General features: G+C 36.8%; 13 protein-coding genes and 2 pseudogenes. 3 read left to right on the top strand and 12 right to left on the bottom strand.

Annotated features, from left to right (window positions below):
- Positions 1 to 33: 33 nt before the first annotated feature.
- The gene (locus CL42_RS10480) at positions 34 to 1,635 is read right to left on the bottom strand and encodes an isocitrate lyase (protein ID WP_035267987.1); all 1,602 of its coding nucleotides are present in this window, start codon (positions 1,633 to 1,635) and stop codon (positions 34 to 36) included.
- Positions 1,636 to 2,315: 680 nt separating this feature from the next.
- On the opposite strand from CL42_RS10480, the gene CL42_RS10485 reads away from it, so the two are divergent.
- The 3 genes from CL42_RS10485 (at position 2,316) to CL42_RS10495 (ending at position 6,446) form a co-directional block, all read left to right on the top strand.
- Positions 2,316 to 3,308: a LysR family transcriptional regulator gene (locus tag CL42_RS10485; RefSeq protein ID WP_035268043.1), complete on the top strand. Its 993-nt coding sequence runs from the start codon at positions 2,316 to 2,318 to the stop codon at positions 3,306 to 3,308.
- A gap of 141 nt (positions 3,309 to 3,449) precedes the next feature.
- The gene (locus tag CL42_RS10490) at positions 3,450 to 4,772 is read left to right on the top strand and encodes a hemolysin family protein (protein ID WP_035267989.1); all 1,323 of its coding nucleotides are present in this window, start codon (positions 3,450 to 3,452) and stop codon (positions 4,770 to 4,772) included.
- Positions 4,773 to 5,108: 336 nt separating this feature from the next.
- Positions 5,109 to 6,446 carry a CitMHS family transporter gene (locus tag CL42_RS10495; RefSeq protein ID WP_035267991.1) on the top strand — a complete coding sequence of 446 codons (1,338 nt, stop codon included), beginning with the start codon at positions 5,109 to 5,111 and terminating at the stop codon, positions 6,444 to 6,446.
- Positions 6,447 to 6,504: 58 nt separating this feature from the next.
- Here CL42_RS10495 and CL42_RS10500 read toward each other — a convergent pair whose 3' ends face one another.
- From CL42_RS10500 to CL42_RS10545, 11 genes and pseudogenes are all read right to left on the bottom strand, one after another.
- A complete protein-coding gene (locus tag CL42_RS10500; protein WP_035267992.1) occupies positions 6,505 to 8,046 on the bottom strand; it encodes a TolC family protein in 1,542 nt (513 codons plus the stop codon).
- Positions 8,043 to 10,175 (bottom strand): peptidase domain-containing ABC transporter, encoded by a 2,133-nt coding sequence (locus CL42_RS10505; protein WP_035267994.1) that lies wholly within the window; start codon positions 10,173 to 10,175, stop codon positions 8,043 to 8,045. The genes CL42_RS10500 and CL42_RS10505 overlap by 4 nt, the downstream gene beginning before the upstream one ends.
- A gap of 11 nt (positions 10,176 to 10,186) precedes the next feature.
- On the bottom strand, positions 10,187 to 11,455 hold the full coding sequence (locus CL42_RS10510; RefSeq protein WP_035267997.1) for an HlyD family secretion protein: 1,269 nt from the start codon (positions 11,453 to 11,455) through the stop codon (positions 10,187 to 10,189).
- A 235-nt stretch (positions 11,456 to 11,690) separates the two neighbouring features.
- Positions 11,691 to 13,478, bottom strand: a complete 1,788-nt coding sequence (locus CL42_RS10515) for a cholesterol oxidase substrate-binding domain-containing protein (RefSeq protein WP_035267999.1) — start codon at positions 13,476 to 13,478, stop codon at positions 11,691 to 11,693.
- Between the two features lie 94 nt (positions 13,479 to 13,572).
- Positions 13,573 to 13,911 (bottom strand): hypothetical protein, encoded by a 339-nt coding sequence (locus tag CL42_RS10520; RefSeq protein ID WP_035268003.1) that lies wholly within the window; start codon positions 13,909 to 13,911, stop codon positions 13,573 to 13,575.
- Between the two features lie 137 nt (positions 13,912 to 14,048).
- Entirely contained in the window at positions 14,049 to 14,795 is a 747-nt protein-coding gene (tatC, locus tag CL42_RS10525) for a twin-arginine translocase subunit TatC (RefSeq protein WP_051586588.1), read from the bottom strand.
- Positions 14,788 to 15,186 (bottom strand): Sec-independent protein translocase protein TatB, encoded by a 399-nt coding sequence (gene tatB, locus CL42_RS16535; RefSeq protein ID WP_051586589.1) that lies wholly within the window; start codon positions 15,184 to 15,186, stop codon positions 14,788 to 14,790. Before tatB ends, tatC begins: the two co-directional genes overlap by 8 nt.
- A 54-nt stretch (positions 15,187 to 15,240) precedes the next feature.
- Positions 15,241 to 15,390, bottom strand: a pseudogene (gene tatA, locus CL42_RS16700) (twin-arginine translocase TatA/TatE family subunit); the annotation flags it as partial.
- 245 nt (positions 15,391 to 15,635) lie between these two features.
- Positions 15,636 to 16,149, bottom strand: a pseudogene (locus CL42_RS10535) (hypothetical protein).
- 125 nt (positions 16,150 to 16,274) lie between these two features.
- Entirely contained in the window at positions 16,275 to 17,183 is a 909-nt protein-coding gene (locus tag CL42_RS10540; protein ID WP_035268008.1) for an AEC family transporter, read from the bottom strand.
- A 140-nt stretch (positions 17,184 to 17,323) separates the two neighbouring features.
- Positions 17,324 to 18,043 (bottom strand): HAD family hydrolase, encoded by a 720-nt coding sequence (locus CL42_RS10545; protein WP_035268055.1) that lies wholly within the window; start codon positions 18,041 to 18,043, stop codon positions 17,324 to 17,326.
- Between the last annotated feature and the right edge of the window lie 39 nt (positions 18,044 to 18,082).

An 18,082-nucleotide genomic window follows, 5' to 3' on the forward strand; every position in this document is an offset into this window, starting at 1 on the left:
TTACGCGAGGTTTTTTTTGAATCAGTTCAGTGCTTATGCAGAGAATTGGTTCATTGTATTTTTCGCATCGTCACCCGCTTTCAGCGCGTTGTCGCCAGCGAAGATTTCTTTATGGTCATCACCGATGTCTGAACCAGCCATTGCTTGGTGTTTGACACAAGCGATACCGCCACGGATTTCTTTACGTTGTACACCAGCAACATAAGCCAACATACCTTCAGAACCGAAGTAACCTTCTGCAAGCTCATGTGTAGAAAGCGCAGCAGTGTGGTAAGTCGGAAGTGTAATCAAGTGATGGAATACACCTGCTTCACGAGAAGCATCAGCTTGGAACGTACGAATCTTCGCATCAGCATCAGCAGCTAATTCAGTATTGTCATATTCAGCGCTCATTAACTTAGCACGGTCGTAAGCAGATACGTCTTTACCTTCAGCAACCCAACGGTCGTAAGCTTGTTGACGGAAGTTTAACGTCCAGTTGAATGATGGTGAGTTGTTATAAACAAGTTTTGCATTTGGCACAACTTCACGTACACGGTTCACCATGTGAGCGATTTCTTCAACGTTTGGCGTTGCAGTTTCGATCCAAAGAAGGTCAGCACCGTTCTGTAAGCTTGTTACACAGTCAAGTACAACACGGTCAATTTGAGTACCTTCACGGAATTGATATAGACCAGAAGCTAAACGCTTAGGACGGTGTAATTTACCATCACGTTTGATTAGGATTTCGTCTTCTTGCGCTTCTGAAATATCAATTTCTGTCGTGTCTAAGTAGCTGATGTATTGAGAAGCGATATCGCCTGGCTCTTTAACCACTGGGATTTTTTGAGTCAAGTCAGCGCCTTCAGAGTCAGTACGTGCAACGATGATACCGTCGTCAAGACCCATTTCTAAGAATGCATAGCGAAGTGCATGGATTTTCGCAATGAAGTCTTCGTGTGGAACAGTTACTTTACCTGCTTGGTGACCACATTGTTTCGCGTCAGAAACTTGGTTTTCGATTTGAAGTGCACATGCACCCGCTTCGATCATTTTCTTCGCAAGTAAGTAAGTTGCTTCTTCATTACCGAAACCAGCGTCGATGTCGGCAATAATTGGCACAACGTGAGTTTGGAAGTTGTCGATTTGTGAAGTGATTTCAGCAGCTTTAGCAGTGTCACCCGCTTCTTGCGCTTTTTTAAGTGCACGGAATAAGTCGTTTAATTCTTTTGCATCTGCTTGACGTAAGAATGTGTAGATTTCTTCAATCAATGCAGGAACTGAAGTTTTTTCGTGCATAGATTGGTCAGGAAGTGGACCAAACTCAGAACGAAGTGCAGCAACCATCCAACCAGAAAGGTAGATGTAACGGCGTTCAGTAGTACCGAAGTATTTTTTGTTCGCAATCATTTTTTGTTGTGCGATGAAACCATGCCAGCAACCCAAAGATTGAGTATATTTGCTAGAATCAGCATCATAAGCAGCCATATCACGACGCATAATCGCAGCTGTGTATTTCGCAATATCTAAACCCGTTTTGAAACGGTTTTGAAGTTGCATACGTGCAGCATCTTCAGGACTGATGTCTGCCCAAGTGTTGCCGAATTTTGCTTTTAATTCGCGGATTGCATCAATCGCTGTTTGGTATGTAGTCATGATATTTTACCCTGTATATAATTTTAGGATTTATCAATCGAAGGACTAAATCTACTCGGTATTAATTGTTCAGATTTAGAGCGCTTCGTTGCTATGGACTTAGCTTAGATTGACTCTAGAAATTAATCCAATATTTTCGTTTAATTCTCAGTATTTATTTAAAAAATATGTAGATTAAAGTCGTAATATAAATGAAATACCATTCAATAAATTATTGATTTTAATAAAATTTACAAAATAAGTATTTGTACACTTTTAACACAATTTGAGTAATTCTTATTCATTAGACTTAAGTATCAAGCTCACAATTACGTTTATTTTTTCTTCAAACATCTTTAGATTTTACCGTTCAATTGACTTTTCTGACAGAGCATCATTAATAAACTGTTAGTTTTAAATGAATATTTTTTAAACTGTCAACCATATTGATGGAATCAACAATAAAGCATTTAAATTGAGATAAACCTAAAAACAATTTAGAACATAGCATGGTAATTTCAAAAACAACTAAAGCCCTATTTTTTAAATAAATGCATAGGGTCTGTCTTATGACAAAAAAACGTAAATTTGATGAATATATGTTAAATTATGCTGAAAAAATCAGCATAAAAACACACAAACCTAAGCGCTTATGGCATAATTCCCCACGATTTCAAAAATTTATTTTCGGTATTTTTTTTATGAATCTTGAGCGGGTTGATCTCAATCTCTTAATTTACTTAGATGTTCTTTTGCGAGAGAAGAATGTTACACGTGCAGCAGAACAATTGGGTGTTACTCAGCCTGCAATGAGTAATATTTTACGTCGTCTTCGTAACTTATTTAATGATCCGCTTTTAATTCGCTCTTCTGAAGGAATGACTCCTACAGAAAGAGCTTTAGAACTACAGCCTCGTATTCGTGATGCCCTTTCTGATCTATCTATGATCTTAGAACCACGAACAGAATTTAGACCTTATACGTCAAATCGTGTTTTCCGCATCATGACTTCAGATTATGCTGAAGCTACACTTGTGCCTCGCTTAGTTAAGGCTCTGCGTTCAGAAGCACCAAATGTTGTTTTAGATTTTCTAACACCGAGTGATGTATCCTATCGTGATATGGAACAAGGTAAAGTTGATCTTGCTATCAACCGTTTCAACGAAATACCACAAAGTTTTCATCAGGTTCTGGTGTGGCGTGACAGCTTTTCATGCTTACTCAATAATAAGCATCCTGCCGTAAATAATTTGAATCTAAAAAGTTATCTAGATGCGCAACATATCTGGGTTTCTAAAACTGGGATGGGGGTAGGATTTGGTGTTAACCCAGAAAAACAAGCTGGTTTAGGTTGGATTGATCAAGCTTTAGAACGTATTGGTCAAAAACGCAAAATTTCGGTATTTACACGTCATTATCAAATGCCAGGTTTATTAGCGTCTAATGTCGATCTCATTGCGACATTACCGACGAAAATCGCTCGCCTACAAGCTAAAAGTCAAAACTTGATGCTCAAAGACCCTCCATTTTACATTCCTGAATTTGAACTCAAAATGGCGTGGTGCCCTCTATTACATCATCATCCTGCTCATCGTTGGTTACGTCAGTTGATTTTATATGTTGCTCGTCAAATGACTGAGGAAGAAAATCGTGAATTTCTTTCAAATAACAATACCCACTTCTCACAATTTTGATTGAGTAGAGCTGATTTAAATCAATACTTTAAAATTTTTTACTCAATAACTATGATATTGAGGTAGTGTAAAAATTCACTACCTCTATGTTTTTTGTGATAAAACTTTCCTCATAAATAATTTAAAAACAAAGGTGTTCGTGTGAGCCTCTTTCAGAATTTCGTGATCATTATGATTTTGATTGCTGGAGCTGGATTCTTATCATTAAGTGAAATCGCACTTGCAGGATCACGTAAAGTAAAACTGAAAATTTTGGCTGAGTCTGGTGATGATCGTGCGCAAAAAGTGCTTACGCTTCAAGAAAATTCAGCTGATTTCTTTGCTGCCTCGCAAATCGGCTTAAATGCTATTGCAATTTTGGGGGGGATTTTAGGTGAAGCTGCATTTAGACCTTATTTTGTGATTTTGGTCGATCGTTTCTATGATGGTCCTTGGTCACAATCAATTGGTTTTGCATTGTCATTTACTTTAGTGACATCACTGTTTATTTTATTTGCTGATCTTATGCCTAAACGATTGGCAATGATTGCACCTGAAAAAATCGCTGTCTCTTTAATTAATCCTATTCAGGTATTCATTACTGTTTGTCGTCCATTAGCTTGGTTTATCAATGCAATTGCCAACCTCTTATTCCGTTTATTCAAAGTAAATACTACTCGTGATGATAATATTACTTTTGATGATATTTCCGCGGTAATGGATGCAGGGGCACAAGCAGGTGTCTTACAAAAACAAGAACATCACTTTATTGAAAATGTATTTGAACTTGAAGAACGAAATGTTCCTTCGAGCATGACTACACGTGAAAACGTAGTTTTCTTTACCATCAATGAATCAGAAGAAAGTATTCGTCAAAAACTGGCTGAATTTCCCTATTCAAAATATTTAGTCTGCAATGAAAATATTGATCAAGTGATTGGCTATGTTGATGCTAAAGATATCTTGATTCGTATTTTAAATAATCAAAAATTTAATCAGTTGAATGAATCCACTATCCGTAATGTATTAACGATTCCAGATACACTTACACTATCAGAATTACTTGATCGCTTCAGATCTAGTAAAGAAAAGTTTGCCGTAGTCATCAATGAATATGCCTTGGTGGTTGGTGTTATTACCCTATCTGATATTATGATTACCGTGATGGGTGACTGGGTTACGCCAACGGATGAAGATCTTCAAATTATCAAGCGGGATGATCATTCTTGGCTGATTGAAGGCAGTACACCTATTGAAGATGTCAAGCATGCATTAGAAATTGATGAAATGCCTGATGATGAAAACTATGAAACTTTAGCTGGGTTTATGATGTTTAAACTTCGTAAGATTCCACGTCCTGCTGATAGTGTGGTATTTAATGGTTATAAATTCGAGGTGGTCGATGTTGACCATTTTAAAATTGACCAACTACTCGTGACCAGATTACTTGATGAAAAAGCAGAATTAGAATCAACTGTTGAATAAGACACTATCCACCACTCAGGTGGATTTTTTATTCAGTTTTTCTAATTAAACTTGAGATTTTTCGCCTTCAAAAATTATTAAAATTAGAATTTATACTCAATTTTTATTACAACTATCACACTTAAAAATCATGTTTAATGTCTCCAATCACAAAATATAAATTTTAAACTTATGAATTTTAACTACTATTTTTTATAAAAATTATGGTTATTTTAATATTTTCTAAACAATATTTAGTTTAATCATAAATTTCTCTAAGATGGTCGGCGTTTTCGAAGATAACAAATACTGTAATAGAAACAATATTGATTAAAACGCTAATCTAAGGATAGATCCATGTTGACCTTGCTTGGTTTGGGCATGATTTTGTGCTTTATGTACCTCATTATGTCTAGACGTATGACTCCCCTCGTCGCACTCACGCTTATTCCCGTTCTTTTTGCGCTAATTGCATATGGATTAGGTTTTTTTGTGGATAGTTTGAACCATATTCAACTTAATGAACTTGGTGAAATGATGTTAGATGGTGTTAAAAAGTTAGCACCTACCGGCGTCATGCTGCTATTTGCTATCTTGTATTTTGCCATCATGATTGATACAGGTTTATTCGATCCATCAGTGAAATTTATTCTCAGATTGGTGAAAGGTGATCCCCTCAAAGTAGTATTAGGTACGATTACCTTAACATTGATCGTGTCTTTAGACGGTGATGGCTCTACCACTTATATGATCTGTGTTGCTGCCATGTTACCGCTTTACAAGCGATTAGGCATGAGCCCTTTAATTATGGCCTGTCTCATGATGTTAGCCAGTGGAATCATGAATTTAACGCCATGGGGTGGACCTACTGCACGTGCGGCAAGTGCACTCCACGTAGATCCTAGCGATGTGTTTGTTCCGATGATTTTACCGATGCTGTTCGCCATTGCTTGGTTATACTTTTTAGGAACCATGTATGGTCGAATGGAGCGTAAAAGATTAGGCATCATGGAATTGGATATTAGCCATGGCGACAATATTCAAATTTCATCAAACCCAGAGGCAAATCGAGCGCATTTGAGATGGTTCAATGGATTATTGACTCTTGCACTGATGGCCAGCCTAGTCATGGGTATTTTGCCTATGCCTATTTTATTTATGATTGCATTGTGTATTGCTTTAGTCGTGAACTATCGTGATATTGATATGCAAAAAAGCCTAGTCGCTCATCATGCTGGTAGTGCTTTAAATGTCGTTGGTATTATTTTTGCCGCTGGTATTTTTACAGGTTTACTCACTGGCACGGGTATGGTCGATGCCATGTCAAAAGAGTTAGTAGCGATTATTCCAGATAGTATGGGTCCATATTTGGCACCAATCACAGCCGTTTTAAGCATGCCTTTAACGTTCTTTATGTCAAATGATGCTTTTTACTATGGTGTTCTGCCCATCTTATCTGAAGCTGCAGCACATTATGGCATCTCTCCTGTGGAAATGGCTCGTGCATCGATTGTTGGTCAACCCGTTCATCTGCTCTCACCCTTAGTTCCATCTACCTTTTTACTCTGCGGGCTTGCTGGGATTGAGTTTGGTCAACACCAAAAATTTACCATTAAATGGGCGATTATTACGTGCTTAGTGATGCTTGCAAGTGGATTAATATTTGGGATGTTCCCGTTTTATTCTGCCATTTAATCGTAGCTCGAGTTTCGGAGTGATTTTTTGATCAATCCAATCTCTTATTTATAAAGGCTTATTGAGCTTGAGTCTCATTCCAAATATTCAAGTTCCCCATGTTAGATAGAAGTTGATACCTCACCACTAAAAACTCTGTCAACAAGGTGGAATAATTCATTTTTGCTTCATTCAACACATTCTGAGCATTAAGCACTTCGAGTAAATTTCCTACACCCGCTTTATAACGTCCTTGGGCGACTTCATAGGCTTCTGAAGCACTTTGATTCAATATCGTTAGCGCCTTAATATTGTCATGGATTGCATTTAGCTCATTATAGCTTTTCCAGATTTCAGCATTAATTTCAAGCTTCAATCTTTCTTGCTCTAATTGCTTTAATTTTAAGTTTTCTTGAGCAACGACAATTTGATTTTTTCGATTATAACCATCAAACAATGGGAAATTGACTTGCACACCTGCTTGTAGAGATTGGCGATCACTGCCATAACTGTCACTCGTTTGTTTTTGCTGATCATAAATGCCGTTAAAACTAACAGATGGATATCTAGACCGCTGTATTGCCTTAATTTTATTTTCAGCTGCGAGTGAATCATATTGTGCAGCTTTAAACTTTGGATGCATTTTTTCAGCATCCTGAATGAGGATTTCAATCGGTTTAAGATCTAGCTCTTTTGGAATTTTTAATTGATTATTAATTTTGAAATTTTGGTATGCAGGCTCACCCATTAATGATGCTAAAAGTCCTTTTGCTATTTTTAAATCACCTAAAAATTTAGTTTGATCTGACTTTGCTTTCGCCAAATTTGCGGACATTTGTAATGCATCTGATTTGATACCAACACCCGCACGATATCGAGCGTTTGCAATTTCATAGTTTTTTTCTGCAAGTACAACCAACTCATTAATATTGTTTAACTTTAACTCAGCCTGAATAATTTGATAATAAGTCGAAATCGTTTTGATGATCATATTTTGCAAAGCAACATCATGCTGTGCCAAAGACATCGCTAATAATTTTTCGGCTTCTTCTGCTTGATAAAATCGACTACCAAAATCATAAAGTAGCCAATTGGCTCTTATTCCAAGTCCGTAACGGCGTAAGTCAGTGTCATAACTCAAAACAGGACGATCTTTTACTTGATTATCATCACGTGACCAATCGTAATTCAAGGTGCTATTCACTTGAGGATAATAATTTGCTTTAGAGATTTTAAGCTGAGCAGCTTGAATACGCGTTTGTACCCAAGCACTTTTTGTCTCAGGATTACGACAAACTGCACGTTCAATGGCATCAATGAGTTCTATTGGCTGTTTATTCTTAAGATTATTTTGAGATAAACAATGTTGAGGTTGACTTAACATTTTCTGATTTTGAAGATCAAGTGACACACTTTGATTGAGTTGTTGTTCTATTTGCTTACGTTTTGTCTCATTCTCGCGGGCTTTACGCTGAGTCGTAAGCTCATCAAACCATAAAGTCTCGCGCTGTTTTTTTAGATTTGGAGTCAGTTTTGACAACCAACTCTCTGCATAAGCCAACGAACTATGTCCGAATAGCGACCCAGCAACAACAATGAAAGCGATGTATGGAATTTTCATGTAGGTTGCAAATCCTTGGTCAACATATCACGGACAATCACGCCATCTTGTAAAGCGATAATCCGCTCAGCAGATGAAATCGTTTCTGGACGGTGTGCAATAATCAATTTGGTAATATTTAAATGCTTGAGATTTGCATTGACCTCTTGTTCTTTTAATACGTCTAAACTACTGGTCGCCTCATCCATAAATAAAATCTTTGGTTTTTTATAGATAGCACGAGCCAATAAAATTCTTTGTTTTTGTCCTCCTGACAACATATTACCAATATCCCCCACTAAGGTTTGATATCCCATTGGCATACGGCTAATGTCATCATGAATTGCAGCATAGGCTGCACATTGTTGTACCCATTGCATATCTGGATTTGAATCAAAAAAGCTAATGTTTTCTGCGATTGAACCAGCAAATAGAATGTCATCTTGTAACACTGTCGCGACTTGATCTCGCACAGCGTTTAATCCTAATTGTTCAAAGTCACGCCCCATGATTTTGACTTCACCTTCATTCTGTTTAAATACGCCTAACAGAACATGTAGCAGTGTGGTCTTACCGCAACCTGTTGCCCCGACAATGGCGACAGATTGATTTTGGGGAATCTTAAAACTAATCCCCTTGAGTACATAAGGATCATTTTCTGAATATTTAAAGTGCAGATTTTCAACTTCAATTGCATTCTCAACCTGATCTACATTTGTGATTTCAGCATCACCGTATAATTTTTCTTGTTCTGTTAACACAATATCGGATAAACGCTCTACATCAATTTGAAGCATTTTAACTTCGATAAACTTATCGATTAGTCCTGCAACCCGACTATCAAATTGGCCTTTATACGCCATAAATGCCATCAGCACACCAACTGTAAAATTACCCTCCAATACCAATGTGGCACCTAACCAAATAATTAGAATGTTCTGAATCCCAAATAAGACTCCATTCGCCAATGAGAATCCTAAACCTAACTTTTGGGTCGTTAATCCAGCATTGACTTGATTGACCATAAGGTTTAACCAAGTCGAACGGCGAACATCTTGTCGCTGGAACAGTTTTATGGTTTTAGCTCCACGCACAGTTTCCATAAAATGGCTGCTTTGCTTCGCTGCATGAATAATTTGCGCTTCAGTCGCTCGCTTCAAAGGTGCATACCAAATCCATCGGATTAAGGCGTATAAGCCCATGGTAAAAATTGCAATCCAAGCTAACTTCGGACTGTATACAAACATTAAAATCAACGTAAATACTGTCATTAATCCATCAAGAATCGCAGCTAAGAACGTTGTGGTGAGCGTGGTTTGAATGTTACCAATTGATCCAAATCGCGAAACAATGTCACCGAGTGATCGTCTTTCAAAATAAGAGACAGGAACATTAATCATGTGATTAAAGACGTTGGCTTGCCACTGCACACTTAAATGTGTGCTCATATACATCATGATCCAAGAACGAAGTAGCCCGATAAACTGCTGAAGCAACATCAACATGCCAAACCCAATAGCCAGTATCGTTAAGAGATCCCGATCTGCAGATACGATCACATGGTCGATCACCCATTGCATAAAAAATGGGCTAATTAATGAAAAAACTTCTAAGGCTAAGGCCAAGATTAAAATTTGCCCGAGAGATTTCCATAAACCACGAACATGACCGATTAGACCTTTAAGCTGAATCTGATTTTTATCTTCTTTTTTTTCAAATTCAGTATCTGGCCAAAGCTCTAATGCAACACCCGTAAAATGTTCAGACACCTCATTGAGTGTCAGTACACGTTTACCAAATGCTGGATCTAAAATCGTGACTTTATTGGCACTGACTTCTTGCAATACCACAAAGTGGTTGAAATCCCAATGTAAAATACACGGGGTTTTAAGCTGATCCAAATCTTCTAAATCCAGCTTTAATGGGCGTGTAACCATTTTCAACTGATTACTAATTTTGATCAGCTGATTGAGATTTGAACCCTTTTGAGAAACTGAAAAACGACGTCTTAACGTTAATAAATCAGACTCATAGCCATAATAATGCGCAATCATCGCAATACAGGCTAATCCACATTCTGTCGCTTCCGTCTGTAAAATGGTTGGAATTTTCCGTCCAAATCCAAGAGAAATTTTGTCTAATATCTGCATGTTATTTCTTCTTATATCTTGCCAGTGATGCTATATAACGGTTCGAGTACCCATTCATATAGTTTTCTTTTTTCTTGCATGATATCTGCATCAAAGGCCATGCCCACTTTAAGAGGCTTACTTTCACCATAGGCTTTTACAAACTGTTGTTTTAATTTGACTTTGACTAAATACACAGGTTCACTTTGGTTAAGTGTTACACCCTGACTTAACTCGCCTAAATTGGTCAGTTCTTGTGGGTTCATCGTCGTCGCTGAGATTGAATGAATCACACCTTCACCTTGACCAAATTTTTGGTAAGGATAGGCTTGAAAACGAAGTTTTACGGTTTGACCAGTCCGTATAAATCCAATTGCTGAACTGGGTACAAAAAGATGTGCTTCTAAATAAGAAGGCGTCGGAACAATATTCATGACAGGAATATTAGGAGAAATAAACTGACCAACCTCTGCATTAATCGATGCTATTTTTCCTGTCGCATTGGCTTGTAATAGCAAACTATCCCGCGCTTTATTTTCTAAAAACTCTTGCTGATTCGAAGCTAATTGACGATCGACCAAAGTCAGCTCACTTTCCAACTTCGATGCCAGTCCTTGCTGAGCCAATAATTTATTTTCTAATTCAGCTTGTTTAGTATTTTTTTCTCGCTCATAGCTCTGTAAAGCAACTTTTAGGCTGATATAGTTATCTTGCTTCAGTTGATATTCTTCAATCGAAATATATTCTTTATCTTTTAAATCTCGATAACGATGTGCATTTTCTTGTGCAAGGGCTAGACGTTGGCTTTGCTCGGCAATTAAGCCATCTAATTTTATTAAATCTAAACGTATAGATTGAATTTCTGCATTTAATTGTTGAACACTATTTAAATGTAAGTCTTTTAGTTTATTTTTTTCAGTATCTAAACTTTGTTTTTTTAACTCAATTTGTTGTTGTACAGACTCATTATAGTTACCTGTACTATTATAACGCGTCATTTTTAATGCAATTAATGGTGTCCCTTTCTCCACTAACTGACCTTCTTTGACGAATTTTTCACTGACTGCGCCGCCTTCAGCACTATAAACTCGGATTAAACCCGTATTAGGAATCAATAATCCTTTAACACTCGTCCTCTTCGTGTAGCTTCCAAAAAAAATAAAACTCACTAATAAAACAGTGAAAGTGGCGACAACAATCGTAAGTACCGTAAATGAAAATGGTCGAATCAAAATGACTTCACCAATCCACTTTGACTTTTGTGCATCAATCGCTTTGTCTCTAAACAGCTTATTTGTCATATATATTTGTAATTAATTTTTCAAGTACGGGTTTTTATATTGAATTTTCATCAAGTTGACTACATTTCAACAGCGTGCATAAAAGAGACAAACACAAACCAAAAGTTTTCAATAAAATAGTCATAATCTGTGTTGTCTCCTGTTCTATCCCACACTTCGCTCACCTAAATCTGCTTTGAATAAACTCAGTTGGATACTGATTTCAATAGATTAAAAACGAAGCGTTCATCTCGCTTTATTTCAAAACTCGATTGACTAAAGGTGCTGTGAACAAAGCATGAGGATCATATTGCTTTAAAATATGACTACTCGACTTAATGGTTAAATGATTAGATTGACCCTGAGCATGGACGCGTGGAATTTCGTAATCGATATAAGTTGAACTATCCCAAGCTTTTTGATTGGTATAGCCCCACCCTTTAGACCATTCTGGTCGCATCAAAGAATCACCTTGATAACGTTGTGACATCCACTCCTCAACTTCTGTGTAAAATTGCGCTGAGAATGGCGTACCTGGCAAGGTTAAAATATCAAACCAAACGGCACAGTCCCATTCAGGATGATCAGGACAAGGTTTAATGGCTGATAATGCTGCTGTTTGAGCGCCGCGAACAATTGAATCTTCTGGATGATCCAAGCCCGTAACTCGAATTTCAACTGGTCCATTCATTGGGAAACGACCCAATTTTTGATATTGCTTCATCTTAGTGCCGTAATAATCACAAAAATCAGCAATAACCCGTTGAACGTTTGCACGACTGGTAATGACAGCATAGCCATTTGCCGTAACACGCAAAGTTGTTGGTTTGACATACAGTAAAACGTTTTTTGACGTCCCCCATAAATCATAAGTTTGAGTAGAAGCCAAACCACCAGTCAAAATCGTCGTTATTCCAGATAATGGCGTACCATTTAAACCTAGTTTAGAGATTTCATACTGAGTAAAACCGAAGGTTGGCGTGAGATAAGTACTTTTATTGACGATGATTTTATGAATCAAATCAGTAATAGGTTTGATTAAATTATCTGAGAACCAATAATTGAATGGTTTGACTGTCTGTCGAGCAGTCAAAGGACGATACGGAGTAACAGTCCAAACTTTTAACCAAGGATAATCGGTGAACGGAAACCAAATTGCTTCTGCACGACCAGATTTATCCAGAAAATGAGAGAAGGTACGTCCAGCATGCTTATCTTGAGCAAATAGCTCATTGATATGAATGTCGGTATAGCTTTCACAACGAATATATTGATTTTTTGACGTTTGTAATTGTGCAGATAAAATAAATGCACGACCTATATGAACTAAAAATGCACGAATTTCAGGATCATTTCGCAGGAAGGTTTTTGCAACGTATCGACCTTCTCGTTGGTCGAAAACAGCAGCAGTGATCGATACCACTAAATTACTGATCGAACCATAAGTTTGACCTTCTTGTTTTTTTTCCCCTACGGCAGGTACACCTGTGCCATGACCATCAATGGCCAACACACCACCCAAAGTTAAATCTCCAGGTGCGGGCACTGCTACAAATCCACGATTACGGTATTCCATTGCGGTTAACAATGCTTCCATTTGAATGCCTGCTTCGGCAGTCACAATACCTTTTGCATCAATACTGACTTTGTTGATATGCGTTGGCATATCAATCAATAAAATTTTAGTAATCTTGTCTTGATCATCCAACAATAAAGGTGACCAATTATGTGACATCCCTTTGGGTCTGACTTTATAGCCATTTTGATATGCCCAGTTAATGGCTTTTAAAACTTGTTCTTGATTTCTCGGTGATGCTGTCCATGCATTTTCATAACGAGATTCCCCAGACCAATTTTCATATTTCTGTTTAAAAATTGAGATTTCAGTTGGGAAATTTACTAATCTTTCTTGTAAAGGAAAAAACCAAGCTTCTGCCTTTTGTGTTGGAAGCCATGCTGAAACAGCACCAACAGCAGCTAAGCTACCCATTGTTTTTAGAAAGTTTCTTTTATCGTGATCTATTTGTTCTGATGAATTCTGCATTGTTATAGCCACCAAAAGTTTAGCTTTATTATTTCTGTTACTGAAAGCAGACCAGTACTCATGACCAGTCTGCCTTTAACACTTTATTTAAAACTTATGAAAGCCAAGCACGAACGCCATTTAAAGTCGGAAGAAGTTTATATTGACCTTCTGCCTTTTCTTTTTCGTAATGGTTTGGAGTTTCAGCTACATCGCCACCAAGTGCACGACCAAGACCAATTAATGTTTTTGATGCCACTAAACCAGTAGTATCAGCAGCTTGGTGTACTAGCCCTAAACCTACTGCACTAAATACAACACCAACTGATGAAATCAGTTTTGAATTAAGTGTTTGATTGAATAAGTTCACACCGTGGATGATTGAGTCACCAATCAATGTTCCAGCACCAGATACTTCATTGATTTCTTCTTGCTTTAATTCTACTAAGCTCATGATTAAAACCTCGTTATAAAGAATTTATGTTAGATACACCTAACTTTTGTTAAGCACTTTTTAATATACAGAATGAATTGTGTATCTATAATGAAAACTGTACGACACTATTTAATTATTTTGTGATTTATTTAACATTAATTTTGATAATTCGATTGACTCAATATTCTTGAAAATAACAGCCCAATTTCAAATAATAGATAGATCATTGTGCCCCCAATCGCCATTGATAATATGTCTGGCGGCGTTACAAACATGGCAATAAAAAAACAAAAGATAAAAATGTAAGGTCTATTTTTTTGGATGGTCTCAATGTCTACTAATCCAAAATACACCGTGATCATAATGACCAATGGCACTTGAAAAATCAGCCCTAAGACGAAGAAAAACTTAATACAAAACAATAAGTATTGTTGAATATCTGTCATAGGGGTCACACTATCTGGCGAAACTCCAATAAAGAATCCCAATACAGCGGGCAGAATAAAAAAGTATCCCAGTGCAATGCCCGAGTAAAACAACACAATACTTGAGGGAAAAAAGAAAAAGAAAATTTTACGTTCTTTCAGATAAAGCGCATGTTTTAAAAAAACATATAATTTATAAAAAATAAAAGGAAAAAGGATGATCAGCGTGACAAAAAATACCAACTTAATGGGTGCTACAAATGTACTGGTAATATCTGTCGCAATCATATGCGCATTTGCAGGTAATTTAGCTTGTAGAGGCAGTGCGATCGCGTTATAAATTTTGTTCGCGAATGGCACTAATCCAACAAAAATAACTAAAAAGCCGATAACGACATGAATTAAATTTCGCCTAAATTCTTCAAAATAATCAGAAAAATGACTCAGTGTTTTTTTGAGGTCGGAAGTTTCAGACATATCTCACTCCCATTACATGTATATCAACACACGACCAATGCGCTAAATGAGTCATTAGAAAATCTGTTTTATAAGGTGCTGGAACATAAAACTTTTGTATTGGGAAATATTGTTTTTGTTTCTGATCAATTTGATCATCTAGATGCGCGAAATATTCCTGCATTTGAGTTTCAAGCTGTTTAACATTCTGAATTTCGTCTTTTAATTCTTCACGAAGTTGATGAAGCTCAAGTTCTAGATCTACTTTCTGTTTAATATCGGATTTTATTTCACTTATTTTTTTCAAGCTTCGAAGCGCAAAACGAATCGCATCGGGTAAACGATCAGGACCCAAGACCACAATTACAATCAGTCCAAGAAAGAGTAGTTCTCCAAACCCAACATCAAACATAGGTTAAAACACCACAATATTGCTTTGAATATTGTTTAAAAAAGATTATTGATGAGTGTCTTTTTTATCTTCGCGAACAGCATCTTTAAAATCTTTTACAGCGCCGCCGACATCTTTGCCAAAATTCTTTAATTTAGCTGTACCGAAAATGACCAAAATAATTATGGCAAATAGTGCGATATGACCAATTGAAAGACCCATCATTATAGTTATCCTTATTTTTTAATATTGCTTAATAATAACAGACCAACAATGCATAGAACTCTTGAAATGTCTAACAATCTCAGCATACATATTTGAGTCTGTTAAGATTTTTTATTCTGCTTTCAAAATATAAGCTACTGATAAAAGTAAAAAAACCGATTTAAGCCTTTGCTTAAATCGGTTTTCAGTCACTTGGTTCGCTAAACTACGTTTTCAATTCTTCGTTTAACTTGAATAATAAAGTATTAGCGACCATAGATTTCTAAAAGTTTATCTAAAGTTGCTTGATAATGAATATCGATATCTTCAGCTAAAATAGCATACGCATTATCTAACTGAACCATTGGCCAGCCTTCTTTCCAAAACGGAAAAATATTGTGTAGATCACGCGTTACGATTGCTTCTTCGCGTGTAATCGCCTGTGCAACCTGCGATAAAACTTGTGCTGTTTCAGCACCATCAATCTCAAGATAATCAATACCACGCGCTTTAAGAATACGAATTCTGTCTTTTTTATATTTAATTTTTTTTGTCTTGTGCTTCATTTAAACCTAAAGCAAGTGTCACTGCTTCAACAAACTTTTCTTCAAAAGATTGATGTAATGCAACCAAGGCTTTTTTATGTGCTTCCTGACGCCCCTCTTTACCACCACTACGAATCAGTTTATTCGCCTCAACATTAAGTTCGTCAGATTTCATAGACTGTAAAATATCTAAAATTTCGATATCACCTAAAGATTCAGCATTGTGGTGTGTCATGGGAGTACTTCAATTCAACTTAATCTTGCATTTTCTCATAATTCAACACAAATACATAATCTAATTCAAATCGAATCGATAAGCTTTCAAATGATTCTAAATATTTGGAATTATACTTCTGAGTTTTAATGCAATATTAAAGTCAAAACGATGGGTAGTGTGATTGCAGCACCGATAATTTGCAGACTAATTATGCCAGCCATTAATTGACTGTCACCACCCAATACTTTTGTCAGAATATAAGCAGCTGAAGCCGTTGGTAATGCAAAATATAAAATAAAGATTTGCGTCTCTAAAGCATTGAAGCCCAGCATTTTACAGACCAGCCAAGCCAAAATCGGCATTAAACATAAACGCGATAGCGTGTTGATCATTAGAGGTAATGATTCTTTTTTAAGAGCCACAAATTGCAATGCAGCACCGACACACATTAGTCCCATAGGTAAGCTACATATCGCAAGTTGGTAAATTAATGACTCTGCACCTTTCCATAATGGCAGCCCGGATACATTGTAGAGCACCCCAACCAGACAACCTAAAATTAAAGGATTTTTGAGTAACGATATAATCACTGCGCGAAAATTCATATTTTCATGATCGGTCAGTGCCAATACCGAGATGATATTCACAACAGGAATACTGATCGCCAACAGTAATGCAAAAATCGTCATGCCTTCTGCTGGAAAAAGCGAAGCAACAACTGCTAAACCAATATAGGTATTAAAACGTACATTACTTTGAACATAGACTCCAAATCTTCGTGTTGGGGTCTGAAAAATTCTTTTTAAAATATATAAAACCGCACAAGCAATTGGAAAGACCACGAGTAAAATGACTAAAATTTTACTCACCATCTCCATATGAATATCAGCTTGAGCCAAATTACCAAAAAGCATGGCAGGAAAAAACACAAAATAGTTAAGTTTCTCTGCACCCGCCCAAAACTCGTCTGTTAAATACGATTTCTGTTTAAGAAAATATCCAATTAATATGAGTCCTATCAGCGGCACTAAGGATAAAACAATGCTGTACATAAATGATGAGCCTAATCGAGTGCAGATCGCTCAGTCCTAAAATGCTCAATCAACCACAGGGGTTTATTGCATGCATTTTGAACTGATCATTTTATATTACACTGCATCAAGCTGATCGTCTCAAAAATTCATCATTTACATCATGCATTGACTTGTTTTATATACGCTAAAATTTCAGGCAAATTCTGAATTGTTTTATTTAACGGCGGTTGATGTTCAGCTAAGGATTGGTGAAACCCCGCCAAATATAGTCCATCTAATCCAGCCTGTGTAGCACCCCAATAATCATTCACTGGATGATCACCAACATAAAGACAATGGTCAGGTGCAACTCCTAATTGTTGACAAGTCATATGAAATATTTCTGCTTGAGGCTTTGACACACCTGCCTTCTCAGAACTCATGATCACATCAAAATAATGCGCGATTCCTAGACCTTCGATAATTTTGTGTCGAGTGAAATGTCCTCCATTCGAAATGATTGCCAACTTAAATCCTTCGCTTCTAAGCTGATCAAGCATCTTAATAGCATTTGGCATCATGACTGCGTTTAGTCCAAATTGATTAAACCAATAGTCACTTAATTCATCTAAATCTGGTGCTTTTTTCCATTTCAACTGCTTGAGTAATGCATGAGCAACTGAACCACCAATGGTAGGTGCAGTCATTCTTTCTCGTATGGGATAGCCACCATGATCAATATATCGAATCGTTTCGAGAATCTCAGCTTGCGCAGACGAGGCAGATTGATCAATTTGCTGTTTATAAGTATTAAATAATGCCCGACTAAAAGTTTGAACACTTAAATCTCGGTGTGTCAGTGTATTGTCCAAATCAAAAATAACAGCTTGAATTTTCATAGTGCTTAGAGGAGTGTATTCATTTGCCCATGCTATCAA

The organism is Acinetobacter sp. Ver3, assembly GCF_000632455.1.
Lineage (GTDB): Bacteria > Pseudomonadota > Gammaproteobacteria > Pseudomonadales > Moraxellaceae > Acinetobacter.

Coding starts and splice junctions, on each gene's coding strand:
- CL42_RS10480 (WP_035267987.1), bottom strand. CDS start 1,635: ATGACTACATACCAAACAGCGATTGATGCAATCCGCGAATTAAAAGCA.
- CL42_RS10485 (WP_035268043.1), top strand. CDS start 2,316: ATGAATCTTGAGCGGGTTGATCTCAATCTCTTAATTTACTTAGATGTT.
- CL42_RS10495 (WP_035267991.1), top strand. CDS start 5,109: ATGTTGACCTTGCTTGGTTTGGGCATGATTTTGTGCTTTATGTACCTC.
- CL42_RS10500 (WP_035267992.1), bottom strand. CDS start 8,046: ATGAAAATTCCATACATCGCTTTCATTGTTGTTGCTGGGTCGCTATTC.
- CL42_RS10505 (WP_035267994.1), bottom strand. CDS start 10,175: ATGCAGATATTAGACAAAATTTCTCTTGGATTTGGACGGAAAATTCCA.
- CL42_RS10510 (WP_035267997.1), bottom strand. CDS start 11,455: ATGACAAATAAGCTGTTTAGAGACAAAGCGATTGATGCACAAAAGTCA.
- CL42_RS10515 (WP_035267999.1), bottom strand. CDS start 13,478: ATGCAGAATTCATCAGAACAAATAGATCACGATAAAAGAAACTTTCTA.
- CL42_RS10520 (WP_035268003.1), bottom strand. CDS start 13,911: ATGAGCTTAGTAGAATTAAAGCAAGAAGAAATCAATGAAGTATCTGGT.
- tatC (WP_051586588.1), bottom strand. CDS start 14,795: ATGTCTGAAACTTCCGACCTCAAAAAAACACTGAGTCATTTTTCTGAT.
- tatB (WP_051586589.1), bottom strand. CDS start 15,186: ATGTTTGATGTTGGGTTTGGAGAACTACTCTTTCTTGGACTGATTGTA.
- CL42_RS10540 (WP_035268008.1), bottom strand. CDS start 17,183: ATGTACAGCATTGTTTTATCCTTAGTGCCGCTGATAGGACTCATATTA.
- CL42_RS10545 (WP_035268055.1), bottom strand. CDS start 18,043: ATGAAAATTCAAGCTGTTATTTTTGATTTGGACAATACACTGACACAC.